Source organism: Duncaniella sp. B8 (genome assembly GCF_005304985.1).
GTDB lineage: Bacteria > Bacteroidota > Bacteroidia > Bacteroidales > Muribaculaceae > Duncaniella > Duncaniella muris.
This window is the reverse complement of record NZ_CP040121.1, coordinates 2522746-2544415: the sequence shown is the minus strand read 5'-3', so window position 1 is coordinate 2544415 and position 21670 is coordinate 2522746. Positions and strand designations below refer to the sequence as shown.

The 21670-nt window shown below is 47.7% G+C and carries 16 protein-coding genes and 1 tRNA gene; 5 read left to right on the top strand and 12 right to left on the bottom strand.

The features are described 5' to 3' along the window. Positions 1 to 118 precede the first annotated feature (118 nt). Positions 119 to 1504, top strand: a complete 1386-nt coding sequence (locus FDZ78_RS10765) for a DEAD/DEAH box helicase (protein ID WP_124075779.1) — start codon at positions 119 to 121, stop codon at positions 1502 to 1504. A 49-nt stretch (positions 1505 to 1553) separates the two neighbouring features. On the opposite strand, the gene FDZ78_RS10760 is transcribed toward FDZ78_RS10765, so the two are convergent. The 4 genes from FDZ78_RS10760 to FDZ78_RS10745 form a co-directional block, all read right to left on the bottom strand. Next, the gene (locus FDZ78_RS10760) at positions 1554 to 3149 is read right to left on the bottom strand and encodes a glycosyltransferase family 39 protein (RefSeq protein ID WP_124075780.1); all 1596 of its coding nucleotides are present in this window, start codon (positions 3147 to 3149) and stop codon (positions 1554 to 1556) included. 52 nt (positions 3150 to 3201) lie between these two features. Further along, positions 3202 to 4359: a YhcH/YjgK/YiaL family protein gene (locus tag FDZ78_RS10755; protein WP_136408535.1), complete on the bottom strand. Its 1158-nt coding sequence runs from the start codon at positions 4357 to 4359 to the stop codon at positions 3202 to 3204. Then, a complete protein-coding gene (locus FDZ78_RS10750) occupies positions 4359 to 5573 on the bottom strand; it encodes an AAA family ATPase (RefSeq protein WP_136408534.1) in 1215 nt (404 codons plus the stop codon). Before FDZ78_RS10750 ends, FDZ78_RS10755 begins: the two co-directional genes overlap by 1 nt. A gap of 131 nt (positions 5574 to 5704) precedes the next feature. Further along, the gene (locus FDZ78_RS10745) at positions 5705 to 8329 is read right to left on the bottom strand and encodes a UvrD-helicase domain-containing protein (RefSeq protein ID WP_124075781.1); all 2625 of its coding nucleotides are present in this window, start codon (positions 8327 to 8329) and stop codon (positions 5705 to 5707) included. A 302-nt stretch (positions 8330 to 8631) separates the two neighbouring features. On the opposite strand from FDZ78_RS10745, the gene FDZ78_RS10740 reads away from it, so the two are divergent. Next, positions 8632 to 10203, top strand: coding sequence for a glycoside hydrolase family 28 protein (locus tag FDZ78_RS10740; protein WP_124075782.1), 1572 nt, complete (start codon positions 8632 to 8634; stop codon positions 10201 to 10203). Between the two features lie 123 nt (positions 10204 to 10326). Here the strand turns inward: FDZ78_RS10740 and FDZ78_RS10735 are convergent, their stop codons facing one another. Both FDZ78_RS10735 and FDZ78_RS10730 read right to left on the bottom strand, forming a co-directional pair. Beyond that, positions 10327 to 12375, bottom strand: a complete 2049-nt coding sequence (locus tag FDZ78_RS10735; RefSeq protein ID WP_107032908.1) for an alpha amylase C-terminal domain-containing protein — start codon at positions 12373 to 12375, stop codon at positions 10327 to 10329. 182 nt (positions 12376 to 12557) lie between these two features. Then, positions 12558 to 13913, bottom strand: a complete 1356-nt coding sequence (locus FDZ78_RS10730; RefSeq protein ID WP_124075783.1) for a sodium-dependent transporter — start codon at positions 13911 to 13913, stop codon at positions 12558 to 12560. A gap of 65 nt (positions 13914 to 13978) precedes the next feature. Here FDZ78_RS10730 and FDZ78_RS10725 point away from each other — a divergent pair, with 65 nt between their 5' ends. Further along, positions 13979 to 14407: an MmcQ/YjbR family DNA-binding protein gene (locus tag FDZ78_RS10725; RefSeq protein WP_240597792.1), complete on the top strand. Its 429-nt coding sequence runs from the start codon at positions 13979 to 13981 to the stop codon at positions 14405 to 14407. A gap of 29 nt (positions 14408 to 14436) precedes the next feature. Here FDZ78_RS10725 and FDZ78_RS10720 read toward each other — a convergent pair whose 3' ends face one another. From FDZ78_RS10720 to FDZ78_RS10695, 6 genes are all read right to left on the bottom strand, one after another. Further along, positions 14437 to 15450, bottom strand: a complete 1014-nt coding sequence (locus FDZ78_RS10720) for a glycosyltransferase family 2 protein (RefSeq protein ID WP_168182035.1) — start codon at positions 15448 to 15450, stop codon at positions 14437 to 14439. Between the two features lie 4 nt (positions 15451 to 15454). Then, the gene (locus FDZ78_RS10715) at positions 15455 to 16225 is read right to left on the bottom strand and encodes an acyltransferase (RefSeq protein ID WP_124075785.1); all 771 of its coding nucleotides are present in this window, start codon (positions 16223 to 16225) and stop codon (positions 15455 to 15457) included. Between the two features lie 53 nt (positions 16226 to 16278). Then, complete coding sequence (locus FDZ78_RS10710) at positions 16279 to 17835, bottom strand: lipopolysaccharide biosynthesis protein (RefSeq protein ID WP_124075786.1); 1557 nt, start codon at positions 17833 to 17835, stop codon at positions 16279 to 16281. 14 nt (positions 17836 to 17849) lie between these two features. Next, entirely contained in the window at positions 17850 to 18998 is a 1149-nt protein-coding gene (locus tag FDZ78_RS10705) for a glycosyltransferase (RefSeq protein WP_124075787.1), read from the bottom strand. Positions 18999 to 19134: 136 nt separating this feature from the next. Continuing rightward, positions 19135 to 19207: transfer RNA gene (locus tag FDZ78_RS10700), tRNA-Gly, on the bottom strand. A 109-nt stretch (positions 19208 to 19316) separates the two neighbouring features. Beyond that, complete coding sequence (locus tag FDZ78_RS10695) at positions 19317 to 20300, bottom strand: IS30 family transposase (RefSeq protein WP_136408456.1); 984 nt, start codon at positions 20298 to 20300, stop codon at positions 19317 to 19319. Between the two features lie 255 nt (positions 20301 to 20555). On the opposite strand from FDZ78_RS10695, the gene FDZ78_RS10690 reads away from it, so the two are divergent. Together FDZ78_RS10690 and FDZ78_RS10685 are read left to right on the top strand one after the other, a co-directional pair. Next, on the top strand, positions 20556 to 20993 hold the full coding sequence (locus FDZ78_RS10690; protein ID WP_124075788.1) for a TIGR04076 family protein: 438 nt from the start codon (positions 20556 to 20558) through the stop codon (positions 20991 to 20993). A gap of 28 nt (positions 20994 to 21021) precedes the next feature. Beyond that, entirely contained in the window at positions 21022 to 21636 is a 615-nt protein-coding gene (locus FDZ78_RS10685) for a nitroreductase family protein (RefSeq protein ID WP_124075789.1), read from the top strand. Positions 21637 to 21670: the final 34 nt, after the last annotated feature.

Sequence of the window (21670 nt, the reverse complement as noted above, 5' to 3'; positions counted from 1 at the left end):
AGCAGATCGGTGACCTCGCTCCGAGGTCACCGATTTGTTTTTTTATAGCAATTTTGGTAATTTTGTATCCACGAAGCAATCATTACCACATTATAATATATAATATCACTCCCCTTATATGAAATTTGACGAGCTTGATCTGAGCTACGATATACTTGACGCACTCGATGCAATGCGTTTCGACGAGTGCACCCCAATCCAGGAACAGGCTATCCCCGTGATCCTTGAAGGCCGCGACCTAATAGCCGTAGCCCAGACCGGCACCGGAAAAACCGCCGCCTATCTGCTCCCCGTCATCGACCGCCTGGCCGACATGCCCGAAGCAAAAGACTATGTAAACTGCATCGTGATGTCGCCCACCCGCGAACTCGCCCAGCAGATCGATCGCCAGATGGAAGGCTTCGCCTACTACGTCCCTGTCAACAGCGTGGCCATCTACGGCGGAACCGACGGAGCCGGATTTGCCCAGCAGCAACGCGGGCTAAAAATGGGAGCCGATGTGGTGATAGCGACTCCCGGACGCCTCCTCGCCCACCTGCAGATGGGCTATGTAGATCTCTCGCGCGTCTCCTATTTCATCCTCGACGAAGCCGACCGCATGCTCGACATGGGGTTTTATGATGATATCATGCAGATTGTCAAGCATCTGCCAAAAGATCGCCAGACCCTGATGTTTTCCGCAACAATGCCACCGAAAATCCAGCAGCTGGCCAAAGCCATACTCAACGATCCGGCCGAAGTCAAGATAGCTGTCTCCCGCCCGACCGAAAAAATAGACCAGTCGGCATTCGTCTGCCATGAAGGCCAGAAGACAGGCATACTCAAGCACCTCTTCCGCACAGCCCACTCTCAGCGAGTCATCATATTCTCATCCTCGAAAATCAAAGTCAAGGAACTCGCCCGCGAACTGCGCCGCTGCAAGGTAAAAACCGGAGAGATGCACTCGGATCTCGATCAGAATGTCCGCGAAGAAGTGCTGCTTGACTTCAGAGCCGGCAAAATCGATGTGCTTGTAGCCACTGACATCGTAGCGCGAGGCATCGACATCGACGACATCGCAATGGTGGTCAACTACGACGTGCCCCGCGAAGCCGAAGACTACGTCCACCGTATCGGCCGTACCGCCCGCGCCAATGCCGACGGAAAAGCCGTCACCCTTGTCTCTGCCAAAGAGCAGTCGAAATTCGGCCAGATAGAAAATTTCCTTGGCTATGAAGTGCGCAAGGAAACAGTGCCAGCCGAACTTGGCGAAGCACCGGAATACACCCCCTCACGCCGTCAGAGCAGCCGTGGAGACCGCCGCAACCGCAAACCATCCCGCTCAGGGGGCAAAGGGCGCAAAGGCAATAACAGCAACAACGACAAGAGTAATAATAACAGCATTAGCAACAGCAACAAACGCAACTCCCGCAAGAACCATCAGAACCACAGCCGGAAGAAAACTTCGGGAGGCGCAAACGGATCAAACAGTTCCAAAAACAGCTCCACGCCGGCCCAAAGCTGAATCAAAACGGCCTCTCAGAGGACATTCACGCGTGATGTCGTTCCGTCGGTCACATTCTATGATACAGCGTAAATCCGCATCCTTCACACTCCACCTCGAAACCGCAAGCCTTGAGCATGGATGCCGAACTCTTGTTTCGTCCTGAGAGAAGGAATATGTAATCATATGCCACGCACAGCTCCAGGAGTATTCCCAGCTCATCTTCTCCATCGAGATAGTGGAAATGATGCAGGTTGTAGGAAGTTGTGTCCTTATAGATATAGTCATAGATATAGCGTTCTGTCCCCACTACGGCATATTGGCCTCCCTTGTCGGCTATCGCCTCGATCCGCGGAGCGATTTCAGTCAGTGTCAATATGTCTGTAAGCTCCGGATCGGCACTCAGCCCGGCAAGATGGCCGAATCCGCCAAGATCCGCAGTAGAAGTCTTAAGATTTTCCCGCTGCATATATAAAGTCATGGCCAGCACTGACACCAGGGCGACCCCAGTATAGGAAATCAACAGACTGTAAAGCCGCTTATCCATCAGCGCACACAGCAGCGGAATGCCCGTGAGCACCATAGGCCTCTCTACAAAACCGTCAGACCCGACTGTGGCAAGCATGACACAGCCTGTAACCACCGTCATACGCGCCACTTCCGGCCGCAGCCTGCTGTCATGAGTGGCATTATAGAGCCACGGCAACACTAAGACCAGTATGTAAAAACTCTGTAGCAACCCGAAAGGATGGATGTCATCTTTGAGATACATCCTCATGAAGTTGAACGACAGAAACGCGCAGACCGCCGAGACCGTCCAGAAACCGGCAAGCCGGCTGCGCTTCATCAAGCCCACCAGACACGCTCCGGCAAAGCACAGTGCCATAGGATAATAGGCCACAAAGACGTTTCGGCTGCATTCCTGCAACCGCCATATCAGATAGCCAGTCTCAAAATGGCGGTTTATGATATTGTCAGGTGACCACGCTCTGACATAAACACTGAAATCGCCTCCGGTCATCAGCAGGATGACACCACATCCAACAGCCGCAAAGACAATGAGCCCCACCGCCGACTGCTTCACGACAGTCACTAAGCGCCTCCTTTCATCTCGGCTGCCCCATATGATCAGCACCAGAATCGCCGGCAGTGCAGCAAGCGTAGACGCCCGGCTCAACACCATCAGCGCCGAGAGCGCACCTACGGCCGCAATCCGCCTTAAACCCGGACGCCCCATATACCACAGCAAGCCTATAGCAAATGCCGTCATGAACGGATAGGCACCCGCATCCCATCCATAGAGAGGCAACGATACGAAACGCGCCGCCACACACAACATCAGAAACAGCAGCGAAGATAAAAGCGGCTGTCCTGTCTTCCTATACAGGAAAAGACAAGACGCCGCTATTGATATCTGATAACAGATGACCATCAGCAACCGCAACTGATAGAGGCCGTCGCCGGCCAGACGCGTCCACAGATTGCCGATGTAAAACGCAAGCATCCCGATCGGCGCATCAGAATAATTTCTGACCGACAGGGCCTGATAAGCTTCATCGGTCCAATAGACATAATCTCCAAGCGCCACATAGGGCAGTACAAGCCCGCAAATGACTGACAATAGAGAAATCAGCAACACCCGCTGACGGGTCATCTTGATCTGCATTATTTTTGGAGTCAGAATGACTGAATTTCAGAAACCGCAAAAAGACAGCCTCTTATTTGGCATATTCGATCTTGCCCACGAGTTTGCGCGAGATGCCGGGATTTTCAACCGAACGCACCGACGGCTGGTGCATGTCTTTCGGGAAATAGAGGAAAAAGCGGTCGGCAGGAGCAGGAGAATAGACAATCTCCTCATCGGTAGAATAGTTAGTGCGGTCCTTCACGGGGTCATACTCATTGATCGGGGTCACTTTTCCGGCCACACCCATCAGTTCGTTGCCCTCATAAGTGTACTGCAGGTCGACAAAATTGCGGTGAGACTCGATCTTGGTTTCCTCAGCAGACTTCGGAGTATATTCGAGCACATTGATCCACAGACGGCCCTCCTCAAGCACAATCTTCTTTCCCGCTTCGAGAGTCATCGGATCAGTCTCGGCAAGAAACTTGAAAAGCTTGTCCCATAGAGCCTTGTTGCGGTGATACTGATTGGCGAATTCGAGAGCATCAATGCTCTTGTCAGCGTTTACGGACCATCCGTTGGCCCACTCGCGGCTCTCGACCCACTGCTGCGCCTCGGCAGCAGTCATAAGATTTTCATTTGTCATGGTTCTTTCGGTATGATTTTGATTATCTGTATGTGAAAAAATTCTTTGATTGTCGAAACTGAGTTCAACTCCATTGTCTATAGCGAATCTCATACAATAGTTCATCTCCATAGCACTTTGACGCGGAAAAATCGGAGAAACTATGATATGACACACCACTTCAACCGCCTTCCTGAAATCGAGCCCGATATCTGCCAGCTTCGCATTGAACATTTCAAGCGTGTGTTCAAGTTGCGAAATCGCTTTTTCATAAGTATATGTCACGCTGTCCTGCGTTTTGCCTTCTGCATTCGATTTGAATTCGACAAAGGCAAACAGATCTGCATGTATAAGCGCACAGTCAGCCACCCCGCCCTCCGGACTCTTGAAAAGCCCGTTGTCAATCGATAGCAGATGCAGCTCATGGTTCGCCGGATTCAGTCCTATAAAGCAGCCCGAAACTGCCGCTTCGGCTCCGGCAAAACATGAAATCCCGCGATCGTTATCGTCAATAACATAAACGACAGCGTCTGACCGGGTCTCCACACAGTCCATTAACTCTGCGGCATATCCGCGGAAAGCCCGTCGCAGTTGCAGATTTGAAATCGCCTGAGGGACTGCCATCATCACTTTGAATTACGCAGAAGAGACAGATAGAGTTTATAAAGACCGTTGAATTCACCTGAAAGCAGATCTGACACCGTGTCAAGATAATTGGCCTGTATCAACCCTGTCGATCGGTCTAAGATATCCCTGCAATCAGATTTGCCTTCCGCAGTATGCTCCAGCGAATAGACCGCAATCTCACCGGGCTTGACAAAATTGTCGGCAGGCAATTTTTCAGTCAGAGCATCAGCGGCATCGGGATATTTGTCGGCTATAAGTCCCGCAAGCAGTGAGATATTAAGAATCGACAGTATATACGGGCTGTGGGTGGTCAGAGTCCATGTGCCGACCTTACACTTTTCTGAATTAGTCTTTGAAAGTATCTGGCGGATCAGTTCAAGCTGATTAGATGGAAACAGATTCAACTCCGGCTCTTCTATCGTGAAACTCTGAAAATAATTTTCGGAAACACAATAGTCTATGATCATCAGCAGCGGAATTATCGACAGCATCCCCGACGAAGCGTAGCGCAACGGGATGACACGGTCACCGCATTTCACCGAATCCTCACCGTCTTCCAGCATATACTTCGAATGAAGAAACGGCAGATCATATGATTTAAAATGATTTTTTGCCTTTTCAAAGAAGCTCATATATTCCATCAGCGTGTCAGGTAATGGGACTTGAGCCATAAAAAGACTGGCCATCGAGTTTGACAACGCGCCGACAATACCTCTTTCAGCAGGACAATAGAACGACAAGCGCAGATTCGAAGCAAGAACCCGGCGGTGCTTTGCTATCAGCTTTGACAGTTCTTCCTGACTTAATTCGAATGTTTCAATGCCAAGATTTTTAAATGTCTCCATCAGACACCGGTCCATGACATTGCTTACAAAATCACGAAGCTCATCCTCACTGCGCTCACTGCTTGTCATCCGGAAAGCACCTGATTCATAGATCAACGAAATATCAGCTCCGTTAAAATACTCTATATATGTATCAGATCTGAAACAACCCTGAATTCCATATATTGAAAAAATTCTTTCGATAATCTGTTCCCAATTTTCCCGCTTCGTCAAAATCACATCATAGAGCGACACATCTCTCAGACATGACAGAAGTTTGGCAATGGTACTCTTGCCTACACCCTGTTCACCTATGAAGACATTTATCTTCTTAAGTACAATATCTATGTCGGTCACAGGACCGAAATTGCGGATTATCAGATGTTCCATTTGGTATCTTATGAAGACGCGCCGATTTATCCGGCACAGATTTTCCTTATGCAAAAGTAGTTATTGCAGCCGACAATTGCAAATAACTCCCAACAGCTATGCATCAGACGGCTAAAGATGTTTTTTAGTTTTTATGACTTGCTCAATTTATCGAGTCGCATAATTATAGAAGTCTGGCTTCTACCCATTTTTGAAGCAATATACTTTATACTTTTTCCCTCTCGATGAAGCTTCAGAAGGAAACGGTCCGCACTTTGTGTCCAGCGCTTATTTGCGTTGGGATGCTTGACATAACTCTCTTCTGAGATCTGCTCCGGGTGCAGGAATTCATCTACAAAAACTGAGGGGAAGCGCCTGTCATACATAATTGCAGTCCTTATCTTAGCCCGTGTTATCGCTACATAAAACAACCGTCGCTCTTCTGCATACGGGAATCTGTCACTTTCTGTCAGAACATAACCAAGCACCGGGTTATCACTGACAAGCGATGGAAATCCATATGTATCTTTATTACACTGAAGTAAAATCACATAATCAGCTTCAAGCCCCTTTGATTTATGTACGGTCATGAATTCCACTTCACGGCTTCCAATAATATAAAAAAATTTATTCCCCCGTTTTATAGGCTTATACCTGAACGAAAGATAATAGTCATCAAAAGAATATCGTCCTAAAAGAAATACTGACTTATCCGGTGGAATCTGGTTGATAATCTGTGCTATTATATCACAATAGCTTCCACGGTCATATGGACAAAACAACAAATCCGTCCTTGCCTGTGCACTGAAAGAATGAATATCCTTTTTTATTTGATTATCGTTGCGCTGTATAAATTCCGAAGACAGAGCCACTAACGGTTCTCCGAAACGATAGGTAGTCTCTATCTTATTTATTTCTGTCTCGCCGAAATAATCCTGAAAATGATTAAACAATGTCATATCACTGCCAGAAAACCGATATATCGATTGCCAGTCATCACCGACACAATAAAGCTTAGCAGGTGGATTACCGTCACGTAACACTTTCAAAAATTCATATCTGTCAACCGAAATATCCTGAAATTCATCCACTATAATATAATCATAGCTAACCATATCTGAAGAACGGCAAATTTCAGTAGCTTGAAGAATCGCATCCGTGAAATCGATCTTGTTCATTGCACTTAAAGCATTACAATAACGCTTATAGACCGGCATAAAAATATTCTTTATCATGAATGCACTTCTCTCATCGTGCTCATTGTAAGCTTTACACAAAACTTCATCAATTGACTTGCAACTCGATTTTATCAATGTAACAAACGTCACAACTAATCTGATAAAAGCCTTTTCCTGCTTACTGCCTTTGGCGATAACCGCGTCATACAGTTCTGTATCGCTTTTTTCACTAATCGGGACTCCAGCATTTTCCAATCTATTCTTTAGCCTATCTCTTATATCAAAATTATAGAAATCCGCACTTGATGTTGTTATAAGTTCAGTACCAAACTTTTCATGGGCCGCTTTCTTCCATGTAATCCCGTCATTATATTTTTGATTTGCCTCTTCATATGTCATATTCTTGTCTTCCGCAAACCATCTTGGCACTTGCCCATGCTCGTCTATTCCATAATGCTCCAGATATATACGTCTGATATTACCATTTTTCTCATAATAAATGGAAAAATCCGGAGTGTATTGAGAATGAAATTCATCAGCTAAGAGGTACTCATATGGCTCCTCATATCTAAACCGAACCCCAAGAGAGGAAAGTACAAAGCAAATCTTCTGCTCCTGCTCACTTCTAACATAGACCGGTTTCCCGTCCATATCTGGTAATAATGCTTTCATCCGTGGCTTCTTTTGTTCTGCCAATTGTTCTCGTTTTTCATTCTTCCTTTGTTCCCAGTCAGCCTCCTGAGATTGGCAATCTATGAAATATTCAATCACATTCTTTTTAAAGGCAGCATCTTCCAAAAGCTCTTGGTATATTGTCACGAATAAGGCATCCGTATTGTCACAGATTGATGGTTTTATGCCTGTATTCCGTCCTATCAGATCAATTGCCAATTTATGAAATGTATAGCCTCTGAGTCCTGCTATATCCAGCCTCTCCGTCAATTCAGATGCCGCCTTATTTGTATAACTTATCAGAAGTATCTTTTGTGGTGCTATTCCCTTTTTTTCTATCAGATATTTAACTTTCCCAATTATTGACGATGTCTTTCCACTCCCCGCACTGCTGACCACTAAGCAATTGTCCTCCTCCGAAACAATCGAGCGTCTTTGCTGCCTATCTAATGGATATTTCAAACATGTATCAAAAAAGTCCTTATATATATTAAGCAGATTCCCTATCACTTTTTCATTATGTTCTTGTACAAGAGAATGTATGCATTCAAAATCATAAATAAATTGTACGATTTTTTCAGACGGAGTAATCCTTAATTTATTTGATCTTTTCACAAATAAACACGCCAGATCATAAATATCTGAATAGGCCACAATAAAATTTCTTTTTTGAGATGCAGAAACTATCTTGCCTTGAAACTTATTTTCAAAAACATCCTTTATATCAGAAACCGAGCATTTTTCTTTGATATCGCTATGAAATTCTTTGCCCTGACAATCATCCGATTTTTTGCTTCTATCTGAGAGTATCTCACTGATTTTTTCAGATAGTTCCGAATCTCGTTTTCTAAAATTCACTTGCACAATCACACGTGCAACAAGTAAAATCGAGGCAATAACGATTATTATGAATAATGGTGAGGACATCTTTTAAATCAATAAATTGCTTATTTCTCAGGACTTTTAAAATATCTAAAGCGCATACTTCTATTCTCCCTTTGTGTATAATTTTGAATATAAGCTGCCATATTCCAGACTGCAAAAGTAATCAAATTCTAAAACAGCCACTATACATAAGCCTCTTTAATATATCATTATCTGTGTTTTATCTCCTTTTATGCGTCTTTTCCGACTATTTTTTCGTAATTTTGCCAGAGTCTCCGGATGGAGGCGCTTTTTATCATTTTTCAGAACAACTATCTTTTGACCAACCACCTTCTCTGATTTCCATGAAACTTACCTCTGTTTTGCTTGGGCTCTATATGGCTGCGTCTGTTGCCGTCAATGCCTCTACCCCTTCAAGTTATGCTCATCTCTATGACGGTCTTCCGTTTGACATGCCCGTCATCGACAAACCCGTGTTTCCGGCAAACACCGTAAGCCTCACGGATTTCGGCGCAGTGGCCGATGGCAAAACCCTCAACACCGAGGCCTTTGCCAATGCTATCGACGCTCTTGCAGCCAAGGGTGGCGGTACTCTGAATGTACCTGCCGGAATATGGATGACCGGCCCGATAGCCATGAAGTCAAACATCAACCTGCACCTCGATGGCGGCGCTCTGATACTCTTTTCCCCGGACCCGGACTTGTATCCGGCAATTTATACCGTCTACGAGGGCTATGAAGCCTATCGGGCAATATCTCCGATCTATGGCGAAGATCTCGAAAACGTCGCCATCACAGGCGACGGCGTGATCGACGGCAATGGCGCGGCATGGCGTCAGGTGAAACGTGACCAGATGACACCTCCGCAGTGGCGACGCAAGATCAAGTCTAGCGGAATCCTTGTGAACGACAACGTTTGGTATCCCTCGCAGGACTATATCGACGGCGAGAAAATACGCGAAAGCGAAGACGGCATAGCCAAACTCAAAGCCATGACCAAAGAGGAGGCCGAGGCCATAAAGCGTTTCATCCGTCCGGTGATGGTAAAGCTCGTCAACTGCAAGAACGTTTATCTCCAGGGAGTATTGTTTCAGAATTCTCCTGCCTGGAACCTCCACCCGCTGATGTGCGAGAACCTTATAATCGACGGTGTCTACATCAAGAATCCCGAATATGCCCAGAACGGCGACGGGCTTGACGTGGAATCATGCAAAAACGTGATCATCTACCGTTCGACTCTCGATGTGGGTGACGATGCCATCTGCATCAAGTCCGGCAAGGACGAAGACGGACGCCGCCGCGGCATACCGACTGAAAATGTCATTGTCAAGGACTGCCGGGTATTCCAGGGCCACGGCGGATTCGTGGTCGGCAGCGAGATGTCAGGCGGAGTCAACAATGTGGCCGTGTCTGACTGCCAGTTTATAGGCACCGATGTCGGTCTGCGATTCAAGAGCACACGCGGACGCGGCGGTGTGGTCAAAAACATCTTCATTGACAACATCAACATGCTCGACATCGTTGGCGAAGCTCTGCTTTTCGACCTCTACTACTGGGTGAAAAACGCTCCAAAAACCATCCCGCCGGTCGACGAGACTACACCACAGTTCCGCGACATCACCATCACCCGCGTCAGCTCGTTCAACTCCGGAATTTCCGTCAAGTTCAACGGTCTTCCGGAAATGCCTATCGAAAACATCAAGGTCAGCAACTCGATATTCACCGCGCAGAAAAGCGGTCTGCTGTCTGAATCGACAGGAATTGTGTTTGACAACGTAGACATCACCTCGGCTTCTGGCGCTGCCATGACCATCAACAGCTGCAGCAACGCCACTCTGACCGACTGTAAGTTCACCTCCCCGGCAGAGGAAAAAATTCTCTACACCGGCAAGAACAAAAACGTAAAAGTGAAGTAAGCCCCCGTCTGAACAATTCACGCTCCAATACATCAAGGCGGCGCTGATCCATATGATATCAACTGGATCAGCGCCGCCCGGCTTATCTTATCCCCGAAACTGCCGGTGCAGTCCGGAAAGCAGTTACTTCTTCGGTGTCCTTTTCGGTTTCTTCGGTTCCGGACGGAGAAGGCGGAGCACCTGAGCCGAGCGAGGAGGCATATAGAGGCGCAGCCATTCACGTCCTGACGGAGCAAACAGCGGATCGGTCTGAGTCAGATGACGGACACTCTCGTCAATATTGCCGTAGCCACCGAAATCGGCGCTATCGGTCGACAGCACCACCTCATACTCTCCGGCAGGCGCAAGAACACCGTAGCCGGTGAATGCCTTGACCGGATTGAAGTTGAAGACAAACACAAGATCACCGCGCATATAGGCAAGCACCTGGTCATCGTCCTTCTCCCAGAGTTTGACCACCGGGAGCGACTGGAAATTATAGACTCCGGAGATCAGATGGATCATAGCGTTGTCGAAATTGTTAAGCTGATCATATTTCAGTTCCTTGCGGTCTACGAGATCCCACTGGCGGCGGGCATACTTGTAGCTCCAGCCGTTGCCTTCGCGCGGGAAGTCTATCCATTCAGGATGGCCGAACTCATTGCCCATGAAGTTAAGGTAACCGCCGTTGATGGTCGAGGCGGTCACAAGGCGGATCATCTTGTGGAGAGCCATGCCGCGGGCCACTGCCATATTGTCGTCATCCTTCATCATGTGCCAGTACATCTCCTTGTCGATCAGGCGGAAAATCACGGTTTTGTCTCCGACAAGAGCCTGGTCGTGGCTCTCTACATAAGAGATTGTCTTTTCATCGGCACGGCGGTTGGTCAGTTCCCAGAATATCGAAGTCGGATGCCAGTCCTCGTCCTTCTTCTCCTTGAGAGTCTTGATCCAGTAATCGGGAATACCCATAGCCATACGGTAGTCAAACCCTATGCCGCCGTCCTTGACAGGCACAGCCAGACCGGGCATACCGCTCATTTCCTCGGCAATCGTTATGGCATGGGGATTTATTTCATGAATCAGCTTGTTGGCAAGAGTCAGATATGTGATGGCATTGGTGTCCTCGCCGCCGTCATAATAGTCGTCATAGCTTCCGAATGCCTGGCCGAGACCGTGGCTGTAATAGAGCATCGAGGTAACCCCGTCAAAGCGAAAACCGTCAAAGCGGAACTCCTGAAGCCAGTATTTGCAGTTTGACAGCAGGAAGTTGATCACATCGTTTTTGCCATAGTCGAAACAAAGCGAATCCCATGCCGGATGCTCGCGTCGGCCATCGCCGTAGAAGTACTGGTCATAGCTGCCGTCAAGGCGTCCGAGGCCTTCCACTTCATTTTTGACTGCGTGAGAGTGGACAATGTCCATAATCACGGCAATGCCGAGTTCATGAGCTCGGTCTATCAGGCTCTTCAGCTCTTCAGGAGTACCGAAACGGCTTGAGGGTGCATAGAAGCTCGACACATGATAGCCGAAAGACCCATAGTAGGGATGCTCCTGGATGGCCATGATCTGGATGGCGTTATAACCGTCGGCCGCAATACGCGGCAGTATCTTGTCGCGGAATTCCACATATGTGCCTATTCCCTCCTTCTCCTGCGCCATGCCGATATGGCATTCATAGATGAGAAGCGGACGGGTGTCGGGGCGGAAGCGCTTCACCTTCCACTTATAGGCCTCAGGAGCCCAAACCTGCGCTGAGAACAGATGGGTTGTCTCGTCCTGCACTACCCTTGTGGCATATGCGGGAATGCGTTCGCCGCTTCCGCCGTCCCAGCTGACGATCATCTTGTAGTAATCGCCGTGACTCATTGCATCGGGTTTCAGTTTGAGTTCCCACACGCCGTTGGCTTTCGGCTTCAGGGCATATTTCTTCAGTTGTTTCCACTTGGAAAAGTCACCGACAAGAGTGATCCCGGTTGCATTCGGAGCCCATTCGCGGAACACCCAGCTGCCGTCAGCCTGACGATGTAGTCCGAAATAATTGTGGGCGTTGGCAAATGAGTCGAGTTTGCCGTCAGGACCACATAGTTCCTGCTCCTTGCGCAGAGCGTCTTCATGACGGCCTATGATCGCGGCGCTATAGGGCTCAAGCCAGGGATCGTTCTTGATGATGTTGAGAGTTTTTTTTTTCATTGGTAACTGATGATTAGAGGGGAGGCATTTGTGTGTGCCCATAGGGTTAAACCTGAATCCCTGAGTTTTGTTTCCACAAACTTAAGAATAATTTTTCAATCCGCAGGCATATGTATGGCAAAAAGAACGCTATGGCACTCCAAGAATCCTGCGGGAATCCTAAAGCTCGAAAACAGGAAGTCTCAGAGGCTGACTATTCCAAGTCCGAAAACAAACACCGTGGCTATGCAGACGGGCGCGATGTAGCGCAGGCAGAAAACCACAATCCGCGCTCCGAGCAGTCCGCGGCGCGTGCCGTCAGGGCTGAGTTCACGGCGCACCACCGCGCGGTCGAGCACCCACCCGACAAACAGAGAGATCAGCAGACCGCCGAGCGGCAGGAGTATGTTGGACGATACATAGTCAAAAAGATTGAACAGTGTCATGCCGAATATCTTCCACCCGGAAAGCGATCCGAATGACAGCGCGCAGAGCGAACCAAGCACCATTGCGACCGCTATATTAATAAAGGTGGCCTTGCGGCGCGACATGCCCAGCTCATCTGTCAGATAGGATATGCAGATTTCGCTCATTGATATTGTCGATGACAGGGATGCCACAAACAGCAGCACAAAGAAGAGCGTGGACCAGAGCATGGTGCCGGGCATCCGGCAGAACACAGACGGCAGGATCTCGAACACCAGACGCGGACCGGCCTCAGGCTGAAGACCGAAAGTGAAGACCGCCGGGAAGATTATCACACCGGCCAGAATGGCCACCAGAGTGTCAAGAGCAGCCATTGTACCCGCAGTACGCAGCAGAGGTGTCTCCTTTCTGAAATAGCTTGAATATGTGATCAGACAACCGAGGCCGAGACTCAGCGAAAAGAATGCCTGCCCCATAGCCTCGATCATAACTGAGGGGGTAACCTGCGAGAAGTCAGGGCTGAAAAGAAATTTCAGACCGTCAGCCGCTCCGGGCATCATCAGCGAGTTGACACAGAACACGGCAAGGATCACAAACAGCAACGGCATCATGATGTTTGACATCCGCTCGATTCCTTTCTGCACTCCGCGGGCAAGAATCAGATAATTGGCCAGCAGAAAAAGCAGAGTGCACACAAGCGGACTCCAGTCAGACGAGGCAAACCGGTCAAACTGCCCGTGCAGCCCCTCGACAGTGTTTATCCCGTCAAAATCAGACAGTGACAGAGCTATGTATTTCATAGTCCATCCGGCCACAACCGAATAGAAACTCAGAATCAGAAACGAAGAGAGCAGCCCCATGTAGCCGACCACTCCCCAGGCCCTTTTCGGAGCAAGCGCCTTGAATGCACCGCGCACATTCAGCCCCGTGTGGCGTCCGATGATAAACTCGGCACAGACCACCGGAATCCCGACCACAAAAACAAAAAACAGATCGATGAGAAGGAATGCTCCTCCGCCATGAACTCCGGCTTCATAAGGGAAACGCCATATATTACCAAGTCCCACAGCCGAACCGACGGTGGTTGCGATCACACCGAGACGCGTTGCGAACTGCGCTCTTTTTTCTGTCATATGTATATTCTGATTGTGTATTTGCAATATTAGAACGTGCAAAGATAAGCAATTTTCGTAAATTTGTGCTCCATTATACATTCATTGACATTACAGCCATGACCGACATCGAATCAATCCGACTTTTCTGCCTTTCACTGCCCCACACAAGCGAAGACATGGCTTTCGGTGAAGACTATCTGCTGTTTCGTGTCTGCGACAGGATCTTCGCCTGCTATGGTTTTGCCCGCGACAACTATTTCACCCTCAAATGTGATCCGGTCTATGCAATTGAACTGCGCGAGCGCTATCCTGAAATCCAGCCTGCCTGGCACTGGAACAAAAAATACTGGAACCAGCTCGATCTCTCCGGCTCGCTAAGCGAGGAAATGGTGAAATCACTGATCATCCACAGCTACTCAGAAGTAATCCGCAAATTCTCACGCCGTTTTCTCAACGCCAACCCTGACATCGCAGCCTTTCTCGATGACCACAATGCCCGCAAAGATCTCTGACCCATTGTTTCAGCCAGTCTCCGGCTCTACTACCCCTCCGCCATCAGCTTGTTGAACGAACGGTTGATGAAACTGAGATAGAACGGGCGCACAAACATGCTGTCACCGATCCGCACCGGAAGCGTCATATAGCGGATCATGAATCTGAACAAGCCCGGAAGCCTTGATTTGCGGGCCATCCGGTCAAGCCGCCTCAGTTCCGCTCCCGCAAGAGCCTTGTCGCCTATACACTCCCACGCCTGGGCCTTGCCTGCAAACTGCAAGGCATCAAAAAGATACCGGCATTCGCCCCTATAGTCCGACTGCCCGAATCCGTCCACCATATTACCTATGATTTTCAGTCGACTGACAAAACTCAGCGTCTTGTCTTTCCGATGGATGATTGAATCTGCGTTGTCATTACGGTAGAAATAGACCGGGGTGAAACAGAATGCCACAGACCTGACCTGACGCGCCGCACAGACGCGCCACATGTCGTCCTCATGCAGAAGCCCTTCACAGAAATAAAGATCATTACCTGTTATGAATTCCCGGCGTATCAGTTTGCCACATGCAGTCATCGGAATTTCAGTCAGCAGACTCCGCGAGCACCACGCCCGGTCATCGCTATATTCAGGAAACAGCACTGGCGACACACACAGAAAATCCATGAAACGGGTCGGATTCTTAAGCCACATGTCACCCTGGACAATATCAACACCTGAAAATTTTTCTGCCACAACTGCCATTGCGGCAATCGCACCGGGGAGCAGACGGTCATCACTGTCAAGAAACGAGACATAATCGCCTGAGGCAGCACGTATGCCACTGTTTCGCGCGGCAGAAAGCCCGCGGTTTCTATCATGGCTTATAATACGGAATTCTATCGGCCCGGTATATGCACCTGTCAGACGCTCCACCACAGCCATCGAGCTGTCACTTCCGCAATCGTCCACGACAATGCAATCCAAGGCCCCTCCGAAATTCTGTTCCATCACAGACTTCAGACACTCCTCTATGTATCTCTCCACATTGTAAACCGGAACAATTATAGATATTTTCATCTGATCAGTCATATTGGTCAAGAGATTCTGTCAGAATATACTCTTTTGCAGATGGATTCTTTGAAAAGAACTCTGCGATCTTACATTCCTGTTCGAAATTGAACACTCGTGAAAAACTATCTTTGAGCAATTTAGCAGGCAAACCTCCGATAAGAGTCCGTTCTTGACTTGTGATATTGCTATTCACCAATGAATTTGATGCGACAGTAGTATATGCCGGCAACTCGACACCTTTCATTATTGATGACCGTGAGCCAATCCAACAATGATGCCCTAATACAATTGACGAATTATTTCTTCTGACCTTTCGTTTATCCGTATTATAGGTATAATGGAAGTTCGTATCCATTATCTGGCATTGATGTCCCATTCTTAAATTATGGCCTAAACATATAGACTCAGAACATGAGATCATCACACCATTACTTATAAACGCATTATTGCCAATCCGCAGCACTCCTCCACCCCACAACAGGAGTTTTGAGCCACGTCCAATAAATGCTTGTCCCTCAAAAATAATTTTACCATGCCCCAAAACTATTTCCGTATTCCCCTCCCCAAGTCCGGGAGCTTCCGAAGGCGCATTTATCCTGATCATCCCTCGACTCATTTCTGCTGCCTGACATACAATCTCCATACATCCGATAAATTTTGTAATTTTCAAACCTCCATAAACATATATCGGCAACTTTTTTGCCTGCCGGAAAGGTAAAAAATAAAAATTCACAACCAACGTCCGCCATAGGCTAAGAGATGGGGTTGAGCGCCATTTCATATACCTCGCAGCATACATTTTAAGCCTTATGCCTATTTTTAACCACACAGAACTCATCCGATTCTATCTTTTATTCGAGTAACTAAATATTTCCTATCGCTGTGCGTCAATAATACAACCGTTGACACACCAATCCCGATAGCAGTTGTAAAAACACATCCTGCCAAAATGCCGATCCATGAAACATCAAGGAAAAATATTTTGAACAAGATTGAAGCTGCTGTCACTACGCCTATGTTAATAGCGTTTTTTATAATCACAGGGAAAAAGCACCATTTGCTTAGCCCCAGGCAGACAGCGCCGTATATCGGCAAAAACGTTGTAACCCTAATACTGCCATAAAAAGTTCTGACTGAAGCCAAAACAAGCAATTTAGTAATATCGTCAGTGCAAAGCAACATAAGCAGCAACACTGTGGCAAAAATAGCTATCGAATTAAGAAACAGATTGATTGAAGATTTTTTGACTTTATTTGTAATGGTAAATATCGCCCATAACGGCTCCTGAGGTATCGCGAATATCATACCCAAAGAGCCTAAACATGACAATCTGTATAATAATACCGCATCCTCAGTCGGTAACCACAGTTTAAAAAACATATCTCCGTAGGCAAAAAGCAGGCTTAACGGTATGCAACTGAAAAAACCGGTCACTCTCACCGCCCGGAGAAGTTCTGCTTTCAGTCCGTTAAAATCTTTAACAGCATAAAGACGTGTGAACTCCGGAGCGAAATTGCCTGACAGCATACTGAAAAAGCCAAGAATCATCATAGGGATAATCTGGGTGATCGACAATATGCCCATCGCATTCGCATTGATGAACAGATTTGCCAAAAGAAGATCAAATCCTCTTGACAGCATCTCGCTCAAACGGGAAATAAGATTCCATGCACCTGCCGCAGTGACCTCCTTTACATACTTGAAATCAAAATATTTCCACTTGACATGCAGCTCCGGTGTCAGCAAACGGTAAAAATAATAATTCGAGCCTATGATATAGACATCCATCACTATCACTGTCAGACCGATATACCAAAGGTGAGGCACGAAAAGCCCGAATAACAAAAGCATCAGTATAACCCTGATGAAACTGCCTACAACATTTCTGATATTAGTGATATCAAGTCGGTTTCTGATAAATGCGCCGACAGAGATAACCCCGGTCATCAGTCCAAGCACAGACGAGACTCCAAGCATCGCAAAAAGAGCCTGAACGTCACCGACAAGCGCTTCCGGAATATTGATCAGCTCCGGCAAAAACGCAGTCACCACAGCCAAAGCCAGAAGTATTATCGCCGAAAGCAGCAGATTGATATAGAAAATCGACGACATGTACTTATTGGCATCCTCCGACTCTCCTTCATGAACCTTAACCGTGATGAAACGTCCGGCCATCGAATTGACAGCTATTGTAAGCAGACTGCTGTAACCTATTATATTATTCGAAAGTCCGATGTAGCCATAGGCATCTGTACCAAGTTTTTCAACTATAAACGGTGTCAAAAAAAATGACACACAGAGATTGAGTGTAAACACACAGACCCCTGACAGCATATTTACCGCCATCTGCCTGCGGGCCGACCGTTCATTTCCTAAACTCTTTACTGCCATTTTGCAACTTCCGGCTATGAATTTTCACCACTTATGACAGCATAGATCTGCTCTATCGACTTGTCAGGGCAGAAAATTTCTGAACGCCGACGGGCCATTGCCTCATAATGACTGCGAAGAGCGCAGTCATCCAACAGAGCCTTTATCTTGAGAGCAATCTCCTTTTCATCCATTGAGGTCAGCAAACCGGCATCTTCTGCAAGCAGTTCTGTCGGTCCGGTTATCCGCGTGGCCACAATAGGTTTTCCAAGACAGAGAGCCTCGGATACTACTACCGGAAGCCCCTCGGCATCCGATGTGAGCACAAAGATATCGGCATTCTTTATAAGAGGATATGGATTGGTCTGAAAACCGCAGAAGACAACCCGATCATCGACTTTCAGGTCCTTTGCCAGTCTGCGCAGATCAGCCTCAAGTTCTCCTTCTCCTACAATCCAGGCCTCAACATCAAGTCCGTAATCATGCCACAGCCGGGCAACAACCCTAATCAGCCTGTCCTGACGCTTCTGCGGAGCAAGCCGTCCCACATTGCACAGAACATACTTACGCCTTTTTTCAACCGGACATGATTCAGAACTTTTCCTTATTATATCGTCCTTCTCAATCAGGTTGTATATAACTCTTGCCGGATATTCCCTGGCAAAAAGTTTAAAGAAAGCCTCACGGGCCTGCTCCGAGACGAAAACAATTTCATCCATCCGGTCATAGGCCTCCGTTTCAGCAGCTTCATTCTTAAAAAATCCAGAGGAATAATGATTGGCAAGCATATCTATATGCACCCATGTGACATTCCGGCGCGCCCTTGAACGCAGTTTCGAATGGACAGCCACACTCCAGCCCTCCATAAACGATACTATACAGTCATATTTCCCGCATAGTCCCAAGGCTTTATACAGTTTAAGCCGTGTCCATAGTCCTGAAGGAACCAGCTTTGCCGTCCATCGGTTGAACAGCAGTTTCCATCCGAAAGCCATCTGCGCCGGATCAAACACCTTTATCCTTACGCTCTCCGGTATTGCAGAAAGATAAACTCCATATTTCTGAAACAGCAGCAGTGTAACGTCAAACCGGTCATAATCTATGCGGTTCAGAATGTCACACAGCACCTTTTCGGCACCTCCGCCGGCAAGAGAATACTGGATTATGAGAAGTTTATTTTTCATGCACGGTCTTTCAGTCTCGGATAAATGATCTTTTCACTGACTCTGGTGAAACTTCCGGACATTCATTCATTAGTCATACTAAAATAATAGAGAAAACAGACAGTCTGGCTATAAGCCGACTGCCTGTTTTCATCGGAGCGGCAAACGAGGCTCGAACTCGCGACCCTCAGCTTGGGAAGCTGATGCTCTACCAACTGAGCTACTGCCGCATTGCATATCGCGTTTTTACGGATGCAAAAATAAGTGTTTTTTCCGAATCAATAAAATATTCCACCCCTTTTATTGTGCCTTTTCTTTTATTTTCACAATTGTGCAGGTTCAACTGGCAAGTGCAAAATTAGCGATTTGTTTGAAGAACTCGGTTTTCGGGTTTGAAAAACCAAGTTTTTTCCGAGGCCTTAAGTTCAGTTTCTTTGCCACGTTTTTGATGTATAGGTCAGTGAAATCATTGAAATTTGACTTTTTGGGGATGTATTGACGGATGAGTTTGTTGATGTTTTCGACCGCTCCTTTCTGCCATGAGCAGTAGCTGTCGGCAAAGTAAACAGTCACATCATCAAGACCTTTGATGCGTAATCCGGCGGTTATGTCGAGGTGTGCCGCGAACTCGCTGCCGTTGTCAGTAGTGATGGTTTTAAGATATTTACGGTATGCGTACAGCATTCTCACGACAGTCTTTGACAATGGCTTGGCTCTTTTTCCGTAAGGTAGTTTCTCCATCATCACAAAGCCAGTCATGCGTTCAAGCAGCACTAGAATCGCGTGCCCGTAGGCATCAACAATAAGATCCATCTCAAAATCGCCAAAGCGTTTGCCGTCGGCCTCGGCCGGTCTGTCGTGTATGCTTGTGCGGTTTGGTATGTTGGTGGCTTTAGTGGGTTTGCGTTCGCCTTTTGGTCGTCGTCGGAAGTCGGGATGTCTGCGGTGACGGCGCAGTTCTCCGCTTTCATCAGCGTTTATAATGTTGTAAATGGTCTGTATGGATACGGAAACGCCTTCCTTGGCCAACACGCCACGAATTTGTTCTGGTGACCATTGGTGGTCAATAATCATCTGTTTTATACGCCACACCAACACGCTGTCGAGCTTCTTGTTGGATGTGGTGCGCTTTCTGCGTTCAAGGGCTTTGGCATGAGCCTTTTCCCACAGATAGTGGCCTTTGGTTGTGGAATTGCGCTTCAGTTCACGACAAAGTGTTGATTGACTGCACCCTACAATGAGGGCGATTTCTTTTCTTGGAGTTTTTCTTTGCAGTAAGGCGAAAATTTGCGACCTTTGCTGCGAGGTTAATTGTCTGTACATTAGCAATACAAAATTAGTTAATCTCAGGGAGACTTCGGTCTCCTTTTTTATTTTGTATTGCCAGTATGTTCTGCTGCTGTCCGCTCTTGGGGGCGGTTTAGGCCGCCCCCGCCGCTTGGGCATCCCCTCGCCAGAAGGAGTGAGGAGAATGAATAATTCCTAGCTCAAAGTTTTGCACTTCGATTTGGAATCTTCATTATTTTCACAATTGTTTGCTCCCTACTCTCGCGGAAATGATTTAACTTTGCAGATAGAATGGATCGCCGTCATTTCTGTAAAATAGCATCACTTGCCGCCGGTGCGCTCGGTTTTGGAGCTGTACCGGCTGTCGCGTCTGCAAGCCCGCGACTTTCTCAGTCCGTTTCCGGATCGTCTCTTGCTTCCATGCCCTCGCCCGGATGCCTGATCTCGGTGCTCCGGCGGGAATGCCATCAGGATCTGCAGGCCATCTTTCTTGACGATCCTGACGCGGGTCCATGCCGCTCGTTCAGCAGCGGCGATGAATTTCGCTTCCGTCCCGGCGACCATTGTCCCGCCGACTTCTGCCCGCGACTGTGGGCCGCAATCTGCACCACCATAAGTCAGACCTCATGCGAGCCATCTTTGAAAGAGGAGACAATGGTCATCTCTTGTCCTGACGGCACACGCCCTGTGATAGTCAGGATCGACATAAACAACGACAACAACTTTTAACCTGTTTATCTCTCACGTTCTTCCGTAAATGAAAAAACTCTCTGTTTTCACAGCCCTGGCAGCGCTTGTTCTCTCAGCCTGCAGCAACTCCACCAATTGCGAATCAGCCTCATGCACCGTATCATCAAAAGATGCTGCCATTGAAAACATAATGACCCGCACAAGTGTCCGCGACTACACTGAGGCTCCGATTTCAGAAGCTACGATCGACACTCTTCTCCGCGCCGGCATGGCCGCTCCTACAGCCCGCAACCGCCAGCCCTGGAAATTCCTTGTCGTTACCGAACGTGCCTCACTCGACTCTCTCGCCCAGGGCAACTGGAAACCCGCAGCCAAGGCCCAGGCAGCGATCATCATATGCGGTGACCTCTCCAATCCTCTTGAAGGCGAAGGCAGAGACTATTGGGTGCAGGACTGCTCGGCCGCTACCGAAAACATCCTTCTTGCCGCCAATGCCGTAGGCCTCGGCGCAGTCTGGTGTGGCTGCTACCCTATCAGCGAACGTGTCACCCTCGTCAAAAAACTCTTCGGAATGCCTGACGAGATCATACCTCTCAGCCTCGTAATGCTCGGCTACCCCAACGGCGAGCAGACTCCGAAAGACAAATACAAAGCCGACAATATACACTATAACAAATGGTAAAACCATCCCTTTAGGTTATTCGGGAAATAATTTG